This is a genomic window from Streptomyces sp. NPDC021020 (assembly GCF_044333285.1).
In the GTDB taxonomy this organism is placed as follows: Bacteria; Actinomycetota; Actinomycetes; order Streptomycetales; family Streptomycetaceae; genus Actinacidiphila.
On record NZ_JBIRQQ010000011.1, the window covers coordinates 47,388 to 62,926 of the forward strand.

Below are 15,539 nucleotides of genomic sequence, written 5' to 3' on the forward strand. Positions count from 1 at the left end.
GTCATGGTGCCGGGGCGACGGAGGCATTCCGGCAACGCCGGGGTCTCCGTACGGTCTCGTCCGCCCCCGGCGGCCAGCGGGTCCGCAGGCCGCCGACGGACATCACCGCGCGCAGCGTGCGGCGCGGTCCCGTCAGGGCCGGCCGTCGTGCCGGACGGCGACCACGGCCGCGTCGTCGTCGAGGCTGCCCGCGGTGTGCCGCATCAGGTCGGTGCGCAGGGCGGCCAGCAGGTCGACGGGGTGCGCCCCGCCGGGGGCGAGGTCCGGGAGCCGGTCGGTGAGCGGGTAGAACGTGCCGGCGAGGTCGCGGGCCTCGGTGACGCCGTCGGTGTAGAGCAGCAGGGTGTCGCCCGGCTCGAAGGCGAAGACGTCGGCGGCGGCGTCCGCGTCCTCGGGCGGCAGGATGCCGATCGGCGGCGAGTAGCGGCGCGGCACGAGCGCGGTGACCCGGCCGCCGTGCAGGCGCAAAGGGGCGGGGTGGCCGCTGTTGAGGATGCTGATGCGCGGTTCGCGGTCGGGGATGTCGATGAGCGCGGCGGTGATGAAGGACTCCCTGGGGTCTCCGCCGTGCCGGTTGGGCTGGGTGAGGCCCCAGGCGACGATGGCCTCCAGTTCGAGGTGCAGCGCCGCGAGCGGCAGCTCGCGGTGGGCGGCGCTGCGGAAGGCGCCCAGCAGCAGGTCGGCGTCGTCCACCGCCGCGAGGCCCTTGCCGCGCACGTCCCCGATGAGCAGCCGGGTGCCGTGCCGGGTGCGCACCGCGGCGTAGAGGTCGCCGCCGATCCGCGCCTGGTCGGCCGCGGCCTCGTAGCGGAAGGCGACCGACAGCGGACCGATCCGCTCCGGCAGCGGCTGGAGGACCACCTGCTGGGCGGCCTCCGCGACCGAGCGCACCTGTCTCAGCTCGGCGCTGTGCCGCTCGCGCAGCCGGCAGAAGAAGACCGTGAACGCGGAGATCACGATGAGCGCGATGATCTGGCTCTCGTGGTTGGACGTGAAGATGCTGTTGCGCACCGCCGATATCGTGAAGAGGGCGGCGGTGGCGAGGAAACCGACGAGCGCGGTGAGCCGCGAGCTGCCGAAGGACGCGGTGAGCGCGGGCGCCACGACCAGCAGCGGCCCGAGGTGGACCTCCTGCGGCGCCAGCACGTCGGCGACGGTGATCACGACGATCAGGGCGATCGGGACCGCGACCAGTCCCCGGTTCGCCTGCCAGGACCAGCCGGTGCCGTCGCCGTCACGGGACCGGGAGAACCGCATCGCTCCTCGCCGCACCATTTCCGCTCGCGCATCGCGGGGCCGCGGACGCCCCGGCAGTCGTTGCGGGACCGCCTCCGCGTCCGCCGTCCTTCTCCTCACCCCCCATTGTGCTGCGGCGCCGCTCCGGCCACATGTCGGCGGAGCCCCGGGTGGCCCGTCCGGCGCTCCGCCGAACGGGCCACTCGGACGTGTTCACGTCAGCATCGGCCGGCCGGGCGGTCGCGCACGACCAGGTCGGTCCAGCCGGTCGTGCCGTCGAGCCACAGGACGCGCTGCCCCGTGTCGGCGGCGGGAAAGACCTGGTCACCGCGGTCGCAGGAGACGCGCTGGAGGCCACCGGTGCTGTCGGGGGCGATCTGGAGGAGCTTCGGCAGGGTGTCGTTGGCCCAGTCGGTCGCCGGGGGGACGGACATCACGGTGACCGCGTCGTCGGAGGCGGTCAGGCTGTAGCCGTAGAGGGGCGTGCCGCGGGTCTCGGGGACGAGGACGGCGGGGTCCGAGCCGTCGTGGTCCGCGCGGTCGAGGGACACCCGGCCGCCGTCGGACAGGTCGGTGTCGGCCATCCAGTAGACGCTGTCGGCAGTGACGGCGGTCTGGCCGACGGCGAGGGTGGCGTTCTTGTCGACGGGCATCAGGGTCTTGTTACCCGTCGCCAGGTCGGTGGTCTCCACGCCCAGCTTGTAGCCGTCCGCCTCGGGCCACAGCTTGGCGTAGGCGACGACGCCGCCGCTGACCGAGGGCAGCGCGGTGGACAGCTCGTACCGGCCGCCGTCCACCCAGGTGCCCTCACCGGTCCTGATGTTCCGGTAGCCGACGTGCGGGTTGCCGAACGGGTCGTTCTCGGTGAAGACCACGTAGTCGCCGTCGACCGCGACCGACGAGATGCCGGTGTAGGAGGAGTACACGGTCTTCTCCGGGCCGCCCGCGAGCGGGCGCACCTTGATCAGGATCGAGGCGGGTGCGAACTCGGCCCAGGCGACGGTTTTGCCGTCGGTGTCGGCGTACACGTTGTAGTCGCCGTTGTTGCCGCTCATCAGGGTGAGCTTGCCCTTGCCGCTGGTGTTGCCCGCCCACACCGAGTACGGCTCGCTGCCGTCGTCGTTGCTGAGCGAGACGGCGTACTTGCCGCCGCCCGCGCCGACGCCCGTGCCCGAGATGTTGACCTTGCCGATCAGGGTGCTCGCGTCGATGCCGAGCGCGGTCTCCCAGCCCGGCACGATGCCGTGCGCGGCGAACGCCTGCTTCACGGTCTTCAGCTGGGCCTTGGTGACGCCCAGCTCCTGCGCGGCGGCGATGACGGCGGCGCGGCCCTGGGTGAAGCCGTCCAGCGGGGTCATGTAGGCCGTGAGCGCGCGGTAGACGATCGTGTCCGCGAGGTCGGGGTCGAGGTCCTGGCGGATGTCCCACAGGGCGCCGGAGAAGATCGTGGAGTTCAGGTGCACGCCGCCGTCGTCACCGCGGTAGCTGACGCCGACGAAGTCCTTGGACGTGGTCGCGCCGTCGTCGAGGTCGCGCAGCGCGCAGTCGCGCGGGGAGGCGTCGACGCACAGGTTCTCGCCGAGCAGCGAGGCGTCCGGGTCGGACATGGGGATGTGGTTGGCCTCGTCGTCGATGGCGTTGCCGAAGTAGTCGGCGAGCGCCTCGTTCATGGCGCCGGACTGCCCGGCGTAGACGAGGTTCGCGGTGTTCTGGATGACGCCGTGGGTCATCTCGTGGCCGACGACGTCGGTGTCCGCCGAGAACGTGCGGTAGTCGCCGCCGCCCTGGCCGTAGACCATCTTGCCGCCGTCCCAGAAGGCGTTGTTGTACGGCTGCCCGTTGTCGACGACGCCGACGAGGGAGTAGATGAAACCGCCCTTGCCGTCCAGGCCGTCCCGCCCGAAGTGCTTCTGGTAGTAGTCGTAGACCTGGGCCGCGCCCCAGTGGGCGTCGACCGCGCCGGAGTCGGTGTACTCCGGGCCGAGGTCGGTCGTGGACGAGCTGAAGGTCTTGATGCCGCTGGGCCAGGCGCCGGACGCGGACGAGGCCTCGCGGCCGCGGGCGTCGTAGGTGGCGAGCAGGGTGCCGCTGACACCGGCGTCACGGGGGCCGTAGTCGATCATCTGGTAGGCGCCGTCGGTGCCCTGGTAGAGGTTCAGCTCGGTCGTCTCGCCGTTGTAGCGCACGCCGGAGCCCTTGACGACGAGCTGCTGGCCGGCCGCGGGGGCCGCCGGGGCGGCGGTGCCGCTCGCGGCGGTGGGCGCCGCCGTCGCGGTGCCCGCCGGGGCGAAGGACTGGATGCCGCTGTACTGCAGGACGGGGTAGCCCGAGTGGCCCTCGACGTAGACCTCCTGCTTCACCGGCTGCCCGGTGCGCGGGTCCGTGCCGGACACGGTGATGTGCCGGGTGAGCACGCCCTTGCCCTGCGGCAGCACGGTCAGGCCCTCGTCGGTGCCCGTGAGGGGTGCGGCGGCGCCGGCCGGGCGGCGGGTGAGCGGGGCCTGCCCCAGCTGCGCCGAGACCGCCGCAACCGCGCGGCCGACGGCGACGGCGGAGGAGACGTCGGGCGTCGTGGAGGGCAGGTCGAGCTGGGTGTAGAAACTGCCCGAGGTACCGGTGACGGTCCGCGTGCCGCTCGCGTCGCGCATCCGTACGACGTACTGGCCGCCGAGGACCGGCACGCCGCGGTATTTCTGCTGGAGGCGGACCGTCTCGTCCTTGCCGCTGCGCTCGCTGGAGACCGCGGCGAGATCCCGTTTCGGGTCGTCGATGTGGTAGCGGCTCTTCTTCGCCGCGAGGTGCCCGAGAGCGGCGTCGGCCGCGCTGCCGCTCGCCGTGGTGGTCTCGTCCAGGCCGGTGACCAGGGACGGGGTGCGCGTCCCGGCGGCGGGCGCGGGCTGCGCTGCGGAGTCGGCGTGCGCGGCAGGTCCGGTGACCGCGACCAGGCCCGCGGTGGCGAGCAGGGCGGCCGCGAGGCCCTGGGCCGTGACGCGGGCGCCGCGGCGGCGGGGTGTGCCGGCTCTCGCGTCCGCTGTCGTTCTGCTGCGTGCGGGGATCCCCATGGTCTTCCCTTCGGAGCGCGGTACAGATACGAACGCGGACATCGAAAGGCCGGGCGGGGGCCGCGAACAACGCTTCCGGGGTGCGTACTTGTGGCCATGGACACTTGTGTGTCCCGAGTGCACGCAGCAAGATCGCAGGTGTGATGCGGGAGGAAGTGCAGGCGCAGTGGCGGGCGCTCGGGCTGGGCGAGGACGAACTCCGCGTCTACGCGGCGCTGCTGAGCGGGCCCGCGGCCTCGCGTGCCGCTCTGGCGCGGGAGTTGGACCTGCCCGCGCGGCGCGTCGCCGCGGCCCTCGCGTGGCTGGCCGAGCGCGGCTTCACCGTCCCCTCCGCGGGGAGGGGCGCGCTGCCCCGGGCGGCCGCCCCGGCCACCGCGCTGCGCGGACTGATCCACCACCACCAGGCCGAACTGCTCGTGCGCTCGGCGGCGTTGGAGGAGCTGACCGGTTCGGTGGACCGGGCGAGCGAGCAACTGCTGGGCGACGCCCACCATGTGCGCGCCGCGGGCATCGAGGCGATCGGCGGCCGGGAGGCCATCGCGCAGCGCGCGGCGGGGCTGCTGGCCTCGGCGCGGGTGGAGGTGGCCCTCCTGGACCGCCCGCCCTATGCGGGGAGCGCGCCGGACGGCATGCCCGCCCCCCTGGACGTGGCGGGCCCGGTGCGGCGCGGTGTGCAGGTGCGGGTGGTCGTCGACCGGGAGGGGCTGCGCTATCCCGGCCGGGCCGAGGGGCTCGCCGAACTGGCCGCGCAGGGCGTGCAGATCAGGGTGGGCGCCGACCTGCCGACGAAGCTCATCACGGTCGACCGGCGGGTCACGCTGCTGCCGCCGACGGAGGCCGCCGATCCGACGGCGCGGGCGCTGGTGGTGAGCGACTCGCTGCTCGGCCACACGCTGACGCCGCTGTTCGAGGCGGTGTGGGAGCGCGCGCTGCCGATCGGGGCGGCGGCGCACGGCGAGGCCGCGGCGGAGGACCGCGAGCTGCTGACGCTGCTCGCGGCCGGGCTCAAGGACGAGGCGATAGCGCGGCGGCTCGGTGTGCACGTGCACACCGTCCGGCGCCGTATCACCCGGCTGATGCAGATGCTGAACGTCGAGACCCGCTTCCAGGCCGGCGTCCAGGCGACGCTGCGGGGCTGGCTCACCGCCTGAGCCGTGCGGAGGCGGACTCACCCGCCCGAGACACGCAGAGGCACGCTCACCCGCCCGAGGCACCGGAGGGGCCGGCCCACCCCCCGTACGGCGTGGGCCGGCCCCCCGGGCCGTGGGGCGCTCCCCTCCGAAGGCGCCCCGTCCGGGGGTGGCGGGGCCGCGGCCCCGCCACCCCCGGAGGTCCGTCACCTCATCGCGGCCAGCGCCGTGTCGACGCCCGCGAGCGGGGAGCCGAGGCCGGTCACGGTGTCGTAGCCGGGCCCCGCGGTGCACTCGGCGCCGCACGCGCCGTTGGAGCCGGCGGTGACGTCGTAGAGCTTGCTGCCCAGCCCGTAGACGTCGCCGTGGGCGGTGTCCCCGGCAGGACCGGCCACGGCCAGCGGGTGCTTGCCCGCGGCGGCGCGCAGCTGGTCGGCGGCGGTCAGCAGCGCGCCCCAGACCGGGGCGGACAGGCTGGTGCCGCCGACCTCCAGCCACTCGGCGTCGCCGAGGGCGGTGGTGTAGACGGCGACGCCGGTCTGCGGGTCGGCGACGAAGCTGACGTCCGGGGTGGCCCGGTACGCCGAGTCCTGCACGCCGTCCTGGTAGGCGGGGCGCTTCTCGAAGTAGCTCAGGCCGCCGCCGGTGGAGCGCCAGGCCGTCTCGCCCAGGGTGGCGCCGTCGGCGTCCAGCTGGAGGTTGGTGCCGCCGATGGCCAGGGCGTTGGGGTTGGTGCTGGAGTAGCCCGCGGGGTAGCCGGCGTCACCCGTGGACTGGGTGCAGACGGAGTCGGCGAGCTTGCAGTGGCCGTCGTAGAAGGACTCCTCGGAGAATTCCGACATGCCCCAGCTGTTGCTCACCACGGCCGGGTGCAGCGCCGCGGCCTTGTCGACGGCCCGGTAGAGGGCGGCGGCGGAGGCGTCGGCGGCCTCGACCAGCACGATCTTCGCGTGCGGTGCGACGGAGTGCGCCCACTCGATGTCGAGGGCTTCCTCCTCCTCCCAGCCGGCGTCCGCCTCGGGCCGCGTGCCGTCGGCGTGGACCTGCTGGAAGTCGAAGCAGTCCGTGCCGGACGGGACGCTGTCGCAGGTCTGCGGCAGGCCGAAGTGGTCGGCGAAGTGGTTCAGGTCGGACGCCGCGTTCGGGTAGTCGTAGGCGTCGACGATGGCGATGGTCTGGCCGGTGCCGTCACCGGTCAGGCCGAGCCGGGCCTGGATCTGCTGCGGGGTGTAGCCGCGGGTGGTCTCCGTCGTGTCGTCCGCGGTGACCTTGACGGCGGCCTGGACCTTCAGCGACGGGGTGGCCGTGCCGCTCGGCAGGGCCGGGTCCTTGACGGGGGCCGCCGCCGCGCTGCCGGCGGCGGGCGACTTCAGCAGCGGCTTGGGCGCGGGCTTCGCCGCCTTCGCCGTGTCGGTGACCTGCTGGACCGTCACACCGTGCGGGAAGGCGTCGGGCGCTGCCATGTCGGCGCCGTACGTGCCGACCTCCTGGTTGAGCGCCCACGCGGCCCAGTCGCGCGGCAGGCCGACCAGCTCGGTGCCGGATCCGGCACCGGTCAGGGTCACCGGGGTGACCGTGCCGGCGAACTGCGAGAAGGCCTCGCTGGTGGACGCCAGGGTGTCCTCGGGCTGCGGGAAGGGCTGGTCGAACTGCTCGATCCCGCCGACGCCCATGACGAAGGTCTCCGTGCCGCCGGTCGTCGTGACGAACGCGCCCTGCTGCGGGTCGACGTTCATACGGACGTCGTACGCGGCGCTGCCGTCGGCCGGGTAGACCGTCACCTCGAAGGCGTGCAGCTCGACCAGGCCGTACTTCCGCGAGGCGGCGAAGCCCTGGAAGGTGTTCGACCCGATCGTGTCGCGGGCCGAGACGACCTTGCCGGTCCGGCCGTCCACGATCTGGACCTGGTGCGGTGTGCCGGGCTTGTCACCGCCGAAGGCGAAGGCGACGCCGTGGCCGCCGGCGGACGGGACGGCCGGACTGGCGAAGGCGCCGGCCTGCTGCTCGATCCAGGTGGCCGTCAGCCCGGTGGGCCGCTCGCTCCACAGCTGGGTGCCCGCTGCGGTGTCCAGCGCGACGGCCGTCGGGGCGGGGTCGCTGGCGCCGGTGCCGAAGCCGGACAGGGCGCCGCCGTACTCCAGGAACAGCCGGCCCTGGCCGTCGGTGGTGGGCGTGGAGTAGATGACGTGCTTGCCGTCGGTGCCCGCCGGGCGGTAGGTCCAGCGGGCCGTGCCGTCGGCGGTGTAGGCGCTGACGCCCTTGGCGCCGGTGGCGACGATCTCGCCGCCGGTCACGGTCACGCCGTACTGGAAGGCGCCCGTCGCCACGTCGGCCGTGACACGGCCGCTGCGCGGGTCGAGCACCGCGAAGCCGCCGGAGGTGGCGGCGACCAGGCGCGTCGCCTTGGCGCCCCGGCGGTCGGCGACCTGGGCCAGCTGGACCTGGTGGACGGCGCCGCTGACGGCGGCGTGCCACAGGACGCGCGGCGTGCTGCTCTTGAGCGAGCGGCCGTCGAGCGCGAAGAGGCCGTGGCTCTGGCCGCCGGCGACCAGGTCGTTGACCCCGTCGCCGTTCACGTCGGCCGAGACCGCCGAATACAGGTCGCCCAGCAGCGGCAGGGCGGTGGCGGAACCGTGCTGCGGGTCGGTCGACCAGGCGGTGGCGTCGTAGCCGACGGTGAGCAGGCGGCCCTGGTAGGGCGTCACCTGGTCGCCGGTGACGTCGCCCTCGCGCCGCCACATGACCCCGCCGTCGCGGGCGTCGAGGGCGAGCAGCTGCATGTGGTAGATGCCCTCGGGCGTCGCGGCCGTGACCGCGGTGGCGTCGGCGACGGTCGCGAGGACCTCGCCGTGCCCGTGCGGGTCGAACGCCAGCGACAGGACCGGGGCGTTGGCGCCGCCGACGGTGCTGGCGGTCCGGTAGTGCCACACCGTCTTCCCGTGCTCGTCCCAGCCGGACACCGTGCTCTGGCCGTCGGCCAGCGTCACCGGGTCGATGCCGAGTTCGGCGACGGCGTAGCGCGCCTGCTTGCCGTGGGCCTGCCCGTTGACGAGGAACGCCTCGGGGATGGTGCCCTCACGCGAGGCGAGCACCGAACGGGAGCCGGTACGGGCGTCGTACGCGGTCAGGTCCCAGCGCACGGCGTCGTAGGGGTCGTTCTGCTCGGCGACCAGCACCCGGTCCGAGCCCGGGTCCTGGTGCACGATGCGCGGGTAGCCGGGGGTCCGGGTGTCCACGCTGACATGGCCGGTGGCCGCGTCGAGGACCACCACGTGGCCGGCCGGCGGGCGCGGGCTGCCCAGGCCGAAGGGGGTGTCGGTCCAGCCGGCGGTGATCCGCCCGCCGGTCATCGGCTCGACGTCCGACCAGGAGGCCCAGGGCGCCCCGGTGCTGTACGTCCACGCGGTGCGCCCGGTGAGGCTGCCCGCCTTCCCGGCGGTGAAGGAGTACGCGGTGAGCGAGCTGCGGCTGTCGCCCTGCTCCGCGACCGGGTCCAGGCCCCAGCTGGGGCCGGTGCGCTCGGCGACGACCAGCTTGCCGTCCTGCACCAGCACCGACCCGACGTAGCCGGGCACGAGCCGGTGCCACAGCATCCGGCCGGTGCGGCCGTCCAGGACGCTGACGAAGGTGCCGGTCGACAGGGTCGATCCGGGGCTGGTGAAGCTGCGCACCGGGTTGTCGCCGACGGAGTAGGCCACGGCCACGTCGGCGACACCGTCGTGGTTGAAGTCGGCCTGCGCGTAAGGGTGCTTGCCGGTCGACGACGGGTTGTACGGGTTGTAGCCCTCGTACATGGACGCCGTGTACTCCTCCGGCTGGAGGCTGCTCTGCGGCGTCACCTTCCAGTCGGAGTACAGGGAGTGCGTGGTGCGCTGCCACACCGGGTTGCCGTGGGCGTCGTACCGGGTCACCGAGCCGCTGCCGAACAGCGCGACCCAGTCGCCGGTGCCGTTCAGCGCCAGCGTGGAGGCGGCGCCGCGGGCGGTCTGCCAGTTCGTCTGCTCGTCGATGGACGGCGACGCCGCCGTCTGCGGAGCCGCCGGATCCGCCGTCCCGGCAGCGTCGCCCTGCGAGCCGCCGGCCTTGGCCGCCGCTGCCACCAGGCCGGGCGTTCCGTCGCTCATCGGGGTGTACTCGGCGCTCAGCTTCGCCAGCTGGGCGGCGTTCAGGCGTATCACGTGGTCGGACGGTTCGGAATGCGCCGCGGGGGCCGCCAGCACGGCGGCGGCCGTGGCCAGGGCCGCGGCCAGCGCACCGCCCCGCAGGGCCTTTGCTCGGATTCTCATCGAGGGCTCGTAACTCCTTGTCACAACAATGGGGAAGGGTCGTAGAGTTGCAGCTCACAGGGGTGACACGGGAGTGATTCGGTTGGCCATTTGTGGCCAGTGGCCACACGTGGCCACACCGGGGTCAGGCTGAATCAGGTCAAAACCCGGCAGAGGGATGGGGGGCGGCAGGGTGCTGGAGCCGATCGGTCTCGACGAATGCGCCGAACGGGCCTACCAGGTGCTGCTGCGCCAGGAGTCGCTGACGGCGGGCGCGCTGGCGGAACTCCTCGACCTGCCGCCCGCCCGCGCCCGGCAGGCGCTCGACGGCCTGGTGGCCGCGGGCCTCGCGGGCTGCCGCGCGGGCCGCCCCGCGCAGTACGCGGCGGTCGACCCGCGCACCGGGCTGGCCTCCCTCATCCGCGCCCGGCAGGCGGAACTGGAGCGCGTGGCCTCGTCCGTGGAGGCGTACGCCGCGGAATTCCACGAGCGCAGCCTGCGTGCGGACCCGCGGCTGATGGTGGAGGTGATCGAGGGCCCGGCCCGGATCACCCGGCGGGTCGAGGAGCTGCTGGCGAGCGCCGAGCGCGAGGTGCTGGCCTTCGACACGCCCCCGTACGTCACCTCCTACGGCAGCACCTCGGAGGCCGAACGCGATCTGCTGGCCCGCGGGGTGAGCGTGCGCGCCGCCTACGCGGGCGAGGTGCTGGCCGTGCCGGAGTACGCCGAGCGGCTGCGGGACCTGGTGGCGCTGGGCGAGCAGGCGCGGGTGCTGCCCCGGGTGCCGACGAAGCTGATCGTGGTGGACCGGCGGGAGGCGCTGGTGCCGCTCACCGGCAGCGACGAGGGGATGCGGACCGCGGCGGTGCTGGTGCGGCAGTCCGGGCTCAGCGACGCCCTGACCGAGCTGTTCGAGGTCCACTGGGCGCAGGGCACGCCGATCTTCGCCGCTCCCGGCGCGGCCGCGCAGGTCCATCCGGAGATCGCCGAGGAGGACCGGGCGCTGCTGCAACTGCTCAACGCCGGGCTCAAGGACGAGGCGATCGCCCGGCAGCTCGACCTCAGCCAGCGCACGCTGCGCCGCCGGGTCGCCGACCTCACCCGGCGCCTGGGTGCGACCAGCCGCTTCCAGGCCGGCACCCAGGCGATGCGCCGCGGCTGGCTGTGACCGGCGGCCGGGCGGGGAGGGCGCGGCCGGCTCAGTCGCTGGGCCAGTTGTAGGGCAGGAATTTCCCGTCGAAGGTGATGACGACGTGCGCGGCCCCGTCGTGGGTCGCGGTCCCGATGTCCACCTTGAAGTTGATCGCGCTCATGATCCCGTCGCCGAACTGCTCGTGGATCAGCTCCTTCAGGGCCGGGCCGTAGACCTGCACCGCCTCGTGCAGGCGGTAGATCGTCGGATCGGTCGGCACCCCGCCCGCGCCGCGGTGCGGGACGGCGGCGAGCACCGGCACGGCCTCTTCGGGCAGGTCGAGCAGCCGGACGACCCGGTGTGCGGCGTCCGGCGGGAGCGGGTGCTGCCCGAGCAGTGCCGCGGTGCTCCAGACCACCGGCCGGCCGATCTCGTCGGCCAGCTTCTGCCAGGTGAGGCCCTTGGCCAGCCTGGCGGCGACGATCGCGGCCGTGATGTCGTCGCGGTCCATGCGGGGCGGAAGACCGCCCGGCACGCCGTCCTTCCCTGCGTCGCTCATGACTGGTGACCTCCCCGCCCGGGGGCCCGGTGGGTGTCCGGGCCGCTGGTAGGGGGGTGATGGTACGTCAGGCGTGTTTCGGGCGTGTTCCGCCGCAGCGGGGCAGGGGGTCAGCGGCTCAGCGGCTCAGCGGCTGCGCAGCCGGGCCAGCGTGGCGTCGAGGTCGGCGGCGCGGGGGCGGTTGTGCGGGAGCTTGCCCAGCACGACGGCCATGCCGCAGGTGTCGGTCAGGGCGGAGAAGATCAGCCCGCCGCAGATGCCCGCGGACAGCAGCAGGAAGGCCGGGTGGACGAAGAAGCCCAGCGCGAGGCCCAGCAGGATGATGAGGCTCGCGGTGAACCGGACCTGGCGCTCCATGGCCCACACGGCGCGCGGGCTGCCCTGCGGGCGGGCGAGGTCGTGGCCCTCGGCCGCCCAGGCGCCGGTGCCGCCGGTGAGGGTGGCGGCCTCCACGCCGTGCCGCGCGAGGGTGCGGCAGGCGTTCTCCGAGCGGGTGCCGGAGGCGCACACCACCAGGACCGGGCCGCGCTCGGCGGCGGCCCGGATGCCGGGGAGGCCCTCGTCGAGCCGGTCGAGCGGGACGTTGAGCGCGCCCGGTATGTGGCCGCCGGCGTATTCGCCGGCGGTCCGCACGTCGATGACCGTGAGGTCGTCCAGCCGGGTACGGGCCTGGCGGACGTCGAGGGAGGTGATGGTCGTAGCCATAGTGCATGCATCCTAAAGGGTCAAAAGTGCCCCGGGAACGGGTCCTGTTTCGGGAGTCGTACGGGAGTGTGAAGCTTTCTACCGACCGGTAGGCTTGCGGGCCGGTGCCGAGCCCGTACGTGCCGGTCCGTCCCGTTTCGCGCCGCCGCCGGTCATACGACGGCGTCGACGAGCATCAGCGCGGCGACCGCGAGCAGCGCCCAGGCGAAGAGCCGCTGGAGCGTGGTGCCGGTGGCCTTGCGCGCCAGCCGCTTGCCGTCCCACGCGCCGAGCACCGCGGCGGCGGTGAAGGGCGCGACGGCCGCCCAGTCCAGCGACGAGCCGCTGCCGGAGCGGGCGGCGAGCGCGGCGAGCGAGTTGACGGTGATCACCAGCAGGCTGGTCCCGACCGCCCGCCGCATCGGCACCTTCAGCACGCCGACCAGCACCGGCACGGCGAGGAAGCCGCCGCCCACCCCCAGGAAGCCCGTCACCGCGCCGAGCCCGGCGCCCGCGGCGCCCGCCCGCACGGGATCCACGGCGCCGGGGCGCGCGGGCGGCGCGGGGCGCAGCATGCGCAGCGCCGCGAGCACGGCGACAGCGGCGAAGGCCGCGGTCAGCGCCCCCTGCGGCAGGTGGCCCGCGGCGGCCCCGGCGAGCGCCGCGGGGACGATGCCCCCGGCGGCGAAGAGCAGCCCGGTCCGCCAGGCGACGTCGCCCTCCCGGGCATGCCCGGCGAGCGCGGTGGCGGACGTGAGCGCGACGATGACGAGCGCCGCCGTGGTCGCGTCGGCGGGGGTGAAGCCGAGCAGGTAGATGAGGGCGGGGACCGCCAGCACGCTGCCGCCCCCGCCCAGCCCGCCGAGGGCCAGGCCGACGACCGCGCCGGAGGTGAGCGCCATGACCAGGTCCGTCATGCCACGACCCCGAGCGTCCCGCGCGGACCCGCGACCTCGCACCCGACGGCGCCGGGCCTACGGCGGCGGACCTCGCCGGCGCGGACGCGGCGCGGGGCGCCGCGGAAGGAAAGCATCACAAGCCTCGCGTGATTCGTCGTGGGGGGATCGATGGGTCGGGGGCCGCCCCGGGCACCGCCAGCCGCCGCCCCGGCGGCGAGCGCAGTTCGGCCCGGTAGGCACCGGCTCCGCGGCGGACGCGGTGGGCGGAAGGCGCCGGGGGCCGCGCGGACGCGCTTGCACGGGAAAGCACCGGCTCCTTACCGGGCCCGCCCGGGCGAAAAAGCACCGGCCGCGCGCACGCGCCTGCGCGGAAAAGCACCGGGGCCGCGCAGGTGGGAAAGCACCAGTTCCGCGGCGGACGCGCCTGCGCGGAAAAGCACCAGTTTCGCGGCGGACGCGCCTGCGCGGGAAAACACCGGCTCCGCCCGGGCGGGAGGGCGCCACGGCCGCGCGGAGCCCGCTCGCGCGGAAAGCACCAGGGCCGCGCGCACGCGCCTGCACGGGAAAGCACCGGGGGCGCGCACGCGCCTGCACGGGAAAGCACCGGGGTCGCACGGACGCGCCTGCGCGGGAAAGCACCGGCGCCGTGTCGGAGCCGCTCAGGGCGTGACGAGTGGCAGGTCTGCTGCGATCGCGGCGTCGAAGGTGTCGTCCACCGCCACCACGGTGCGGCCCGCGGCGTCCAGCAGGGAGGCGGCGACGGCGGCGCGCAGGCCGCTCGCGCAGTGGACCCACACCGTGCCCGCGGGGACCTCGGCGAGCCGTCCGTGCAGCTCGTGCAGCGGGATGTGGACGGAGTCCGCGAGGTGGCCCGCGGCGCGCTCGGCGTCGCGGCGTACGTCGAGGACGACGACGCCGTCCGTGCCGCGTCCGGCAAGGTCGCGGAAGGTGGCGCGCGGGAAGGAGGCGAGCGGGGCGCCCCCGGCGGCCCACTCCCGCGGGGTGCCGGTCGCGGCGGCCGCGGGGCGGTCGATGCCGACCCGGACGAGTTCGCGCTGGGCGGCCGCGAGCTGCTCGGGGGATTCGGCGAGCAGCGTGACGGGGCGGCCCCACGGGATCAGCCACGCGAGGTACGTCGCGAGCTTGCCGTCCGCCTCGACGTTGTACGTCCCGGCGACATGGCCCTCGGCGAAGGCGACGCGGTTGCGCAGGTCCACGACCCACTCCCCCGCCGCGAGCCGGTCGGCGATCTCGTCCGCGTCGGCGACGCCGGGCGGGGTCAGGTCCACCGGGGCCGGTCCCGCCGCGTTCACCGGGGCCATGTGGACGTAGTACGCGGGCGTGTCGTCCAGCTCGGCGAGCAGGCGGGCGACGAAGGACTCCACGTCGGCCGTCAATGCCGGGTTGACGGTCTTCTCCCGGCCGATCGTGCTGGCGTCCCCGCCGGTCTGGGCGGAGGAGCAGAAGCTGCCGAAGCCGTGGGTGGGCAGCACGGACGCCTCGTCGGGCAGCTCGTCGACGAGCCGCCGCACGGACGCGTGCTGCGCGCGGGCCAGGCCCTCGGTGAGCCGGGGTTCCACCAGGTCGGGGCGGCCGACCGCGCCGATGAGCAGCGAGCCGCCGGTGAAGGCGGCCACCGGCGCACCGTCCTCGTGCAGGACGTACGCGGTGTGGTGCGGGGTGTGCCCCGGGGTGGCGACGGCCCGCAGGCCGAGCCCGGCGTCGACGCGTATCGCGTCGCCGTCGGCCACCGGCACCCGGCGGAAGGCGACCCGGGCCCCCTCGGGCACGAGGTAGGCGGCGCCCGTCACCCGGGCCAGCTCCAGGCCGCCGGAGACGTAGTCGTTGTGCAGGTGCGTCTCGACCACGTGCGTGATGCGCACACCGCGCCGGGCGGCGGCCGCGAGCACCTGGTCGATGTCGCGCGGCGGGTCCACCGCGACGGCGGCCGAGCGGCCGCCGGCCAGGTAGTGCCGGTTGCCGAGGCCCTTGAGCTCGATGGTCTCGATGAAGAACAAGAGAGGCTTCCTTCCGCGCATGTACCCCCCGGGGTATATCCCACGGTACACGGATACCCCTCGGGGTATCGCATGAGGGTCGCCACACCCGTGGCGCCCCGGTCGTACGGGCACGGAGAGGTGCAGGTCAGCGCGGGGAGGACGGGCCGGCGGCCGCCGCGGGAAGCGGAACCCGCCCCGCGGAGGCCACCCGGCGGCCGCCCACCCGGCGGTCGCTCACTCGGCGACGTACGTGCGGCGGCTCCACTCGAAGACCCGCAGGTTGCGGCCGTCGTGCTCCATGAATTCCTCGGTGGGCTCGTAGTGCTCCCAGGCGTTGCCGACGAAGAGTTTCAGCTTCGTGTCCGTGTCGTCCACGTGGCGGGTGTGCGAGGGCGGGGCGAACTGCTCGGGGCCGCCGCGGAGGATGACATTGGGCGGGAGTGCGGACGTCATGGCAGTGGTGCTCCCTTCACGTTGTGCTGACTCTGCGGTGTCGTCCGGGCGCCGACCGCCCGGTGTTTGTCGCTCCATGACAGTCTCGGGTGCGGGCTGCCCCACGGCATCGTGCATTT

10 protein-coding genes are annotated in these 15,539 nt (G+C 74.4%); 2 read left to right on the forward strand and 8 right to left on the reverse strand.

Annotated features, from left to right (window positions below; all coding sequences use genetic code 11):
- Window positions 1-132 precede the first annotated feature (132 nt).
- Both ACH4SL_RS29630 and ACH4SL_RS29635 read right to left on the reverse strand, forming a co-directional pair.
- A complete protein-coding gene (locus ACH4SL_RS29630) occupies window positions 133-1,257 on the reverse strand; it encodes a PP2C family protein-serine/threonine phosphatase (protein ID WP_398451091.1) in 1,125 nt (374 codons plus the stop codon).
- Window positions 1,258-1,454: 197 nt separating this feature from the next.
- Window positions 1,455-4,298: a M4 family metallopeptidase gene (locus tag ACH4SL_RS29635; protein WP_398451093.1), complete on the reverse strand. Its 2,844-nt coding sequence runs from the start codon at window positions 4,296-4,298 to the stop codon at window positions 1,455-1,457.
- Between the two features lie 143 nt (window positions 4,299-4,441).
- On the opposite strand from ACH4SL_RS29635, the gene ACH4SL_RS29640 reads away from it, so the two are divergent.
- Complete coding sequence (locus ACH4SL_RS29640; RefSeq protein ID WP_398451404.1) at window positions 4,442-5,449, forward strand: helix-turn-helix domain-containing protein; 1,008 nt, start codon at window positions 4,442-4,444, stop codon at window positions 5,447-5,449.
- A gap of 185 nt (window positions 5,450-5,634) precedes the next feature.
- On the opposite strand, the gene ACH4SL_RS29645 is transcribed toward ACH4SL_RS29640, so the two are convergent.
- Entirely contained in the window at window positions 5,635-9,714 is a 4,080-nt protein-coding gene (locus tag ACH4SL_RS29645) for a hypothetical protein (protein WP_398451095.1), read from the reverse strand.
- Window positions 9,715-9,886: 172 nt separating this feature from the next.
- Between ACH4SL_RS29645 and ACH4SL_RS29650 the strand changes: the two genes are divergently transcribed.
- Window positions 9,887-10,861: a helix-turn-helix domain-containing protein gene (locus ACH4SL_RS29650; RefSeq protein WP_398451097.1), complete on the forward strand. Its 975-nt coding sequence runs from the start codon at window positions 9,887-9,889 to the stop codon at window positions 10,859-10,861.
- A gap of 31 nt (window positions 10,862-10,892) precedes the next feature.
- Here ACH4SL_RS29650 and cynS read toward each other — a convergent pair whose 3' ends face one another.
- The 5 genes from cynS to ACH4SL_RS29675 form a co-directional block, all read right to left on the reverse strand.
- A complete protein-coding gene (gene cynS / locus ACH4SL_RS29655; protein WP_398451099.1) occupies window positions 10,893-11,384 on the reverse strand; it encodes a cyanase in 492 nt (163 codons plus the stop codon).
- A 126-nt stretch (window positions 11,385-11,510) separates the two neighbouring features.
- A complete protein-coding gene (locus ACH4SL_RS29660) occupies window positions 11,511-12,089 on the reverse strand; it encodes a rhodanese-like domain-containing protein (protein WP_398451101.1) in 579 nt (192 codons plus the stop codon).
- A 152-nt stretch (window positions 12,090-12,241) separates the two neighbouring features.
- Complete coding sequence (locus ACH4SL_RS29665; protein WP_398451103.1) at window positions 12,242-12,985, reverse strand: sulfite exporter TauE/SafE family protein; 744 nt, start codon at window positions 12,983-12,985, stop codon at window positions 12,242-12,244.
- Between the two features lie 641 nt (window positions 12,986-13,626).
- Window positions 13,627-14,985: a rhodanese-like domain-containing protein gene (locus ACH4SL_RS29670; RefSeq protein WP_398451105.1), complete on the reverse strand. Its 1,359-nt coding sequence runs from the start codon at window positions 14,983-14,985 to the stop codon at window positions 13,627-13,629.
- A gap of 216 nt (window positions 14,986-15,201) precedes the next feature.
- Window positions 15,202-15,420 carry a DUF5988 family protein gene (locus ACH4SL_RS29675; protein WP_398451107.1) on the reverse strand — a complete coding sequence of 73 codons (219 nt, stop codon included), beginning with the start codon at window positions 15,418-15,420 and terminating at the stop codon, window positions 15,202-15,204.
- Window positions 15,421-15,539 lie beyond the last annotated feature (119 nt).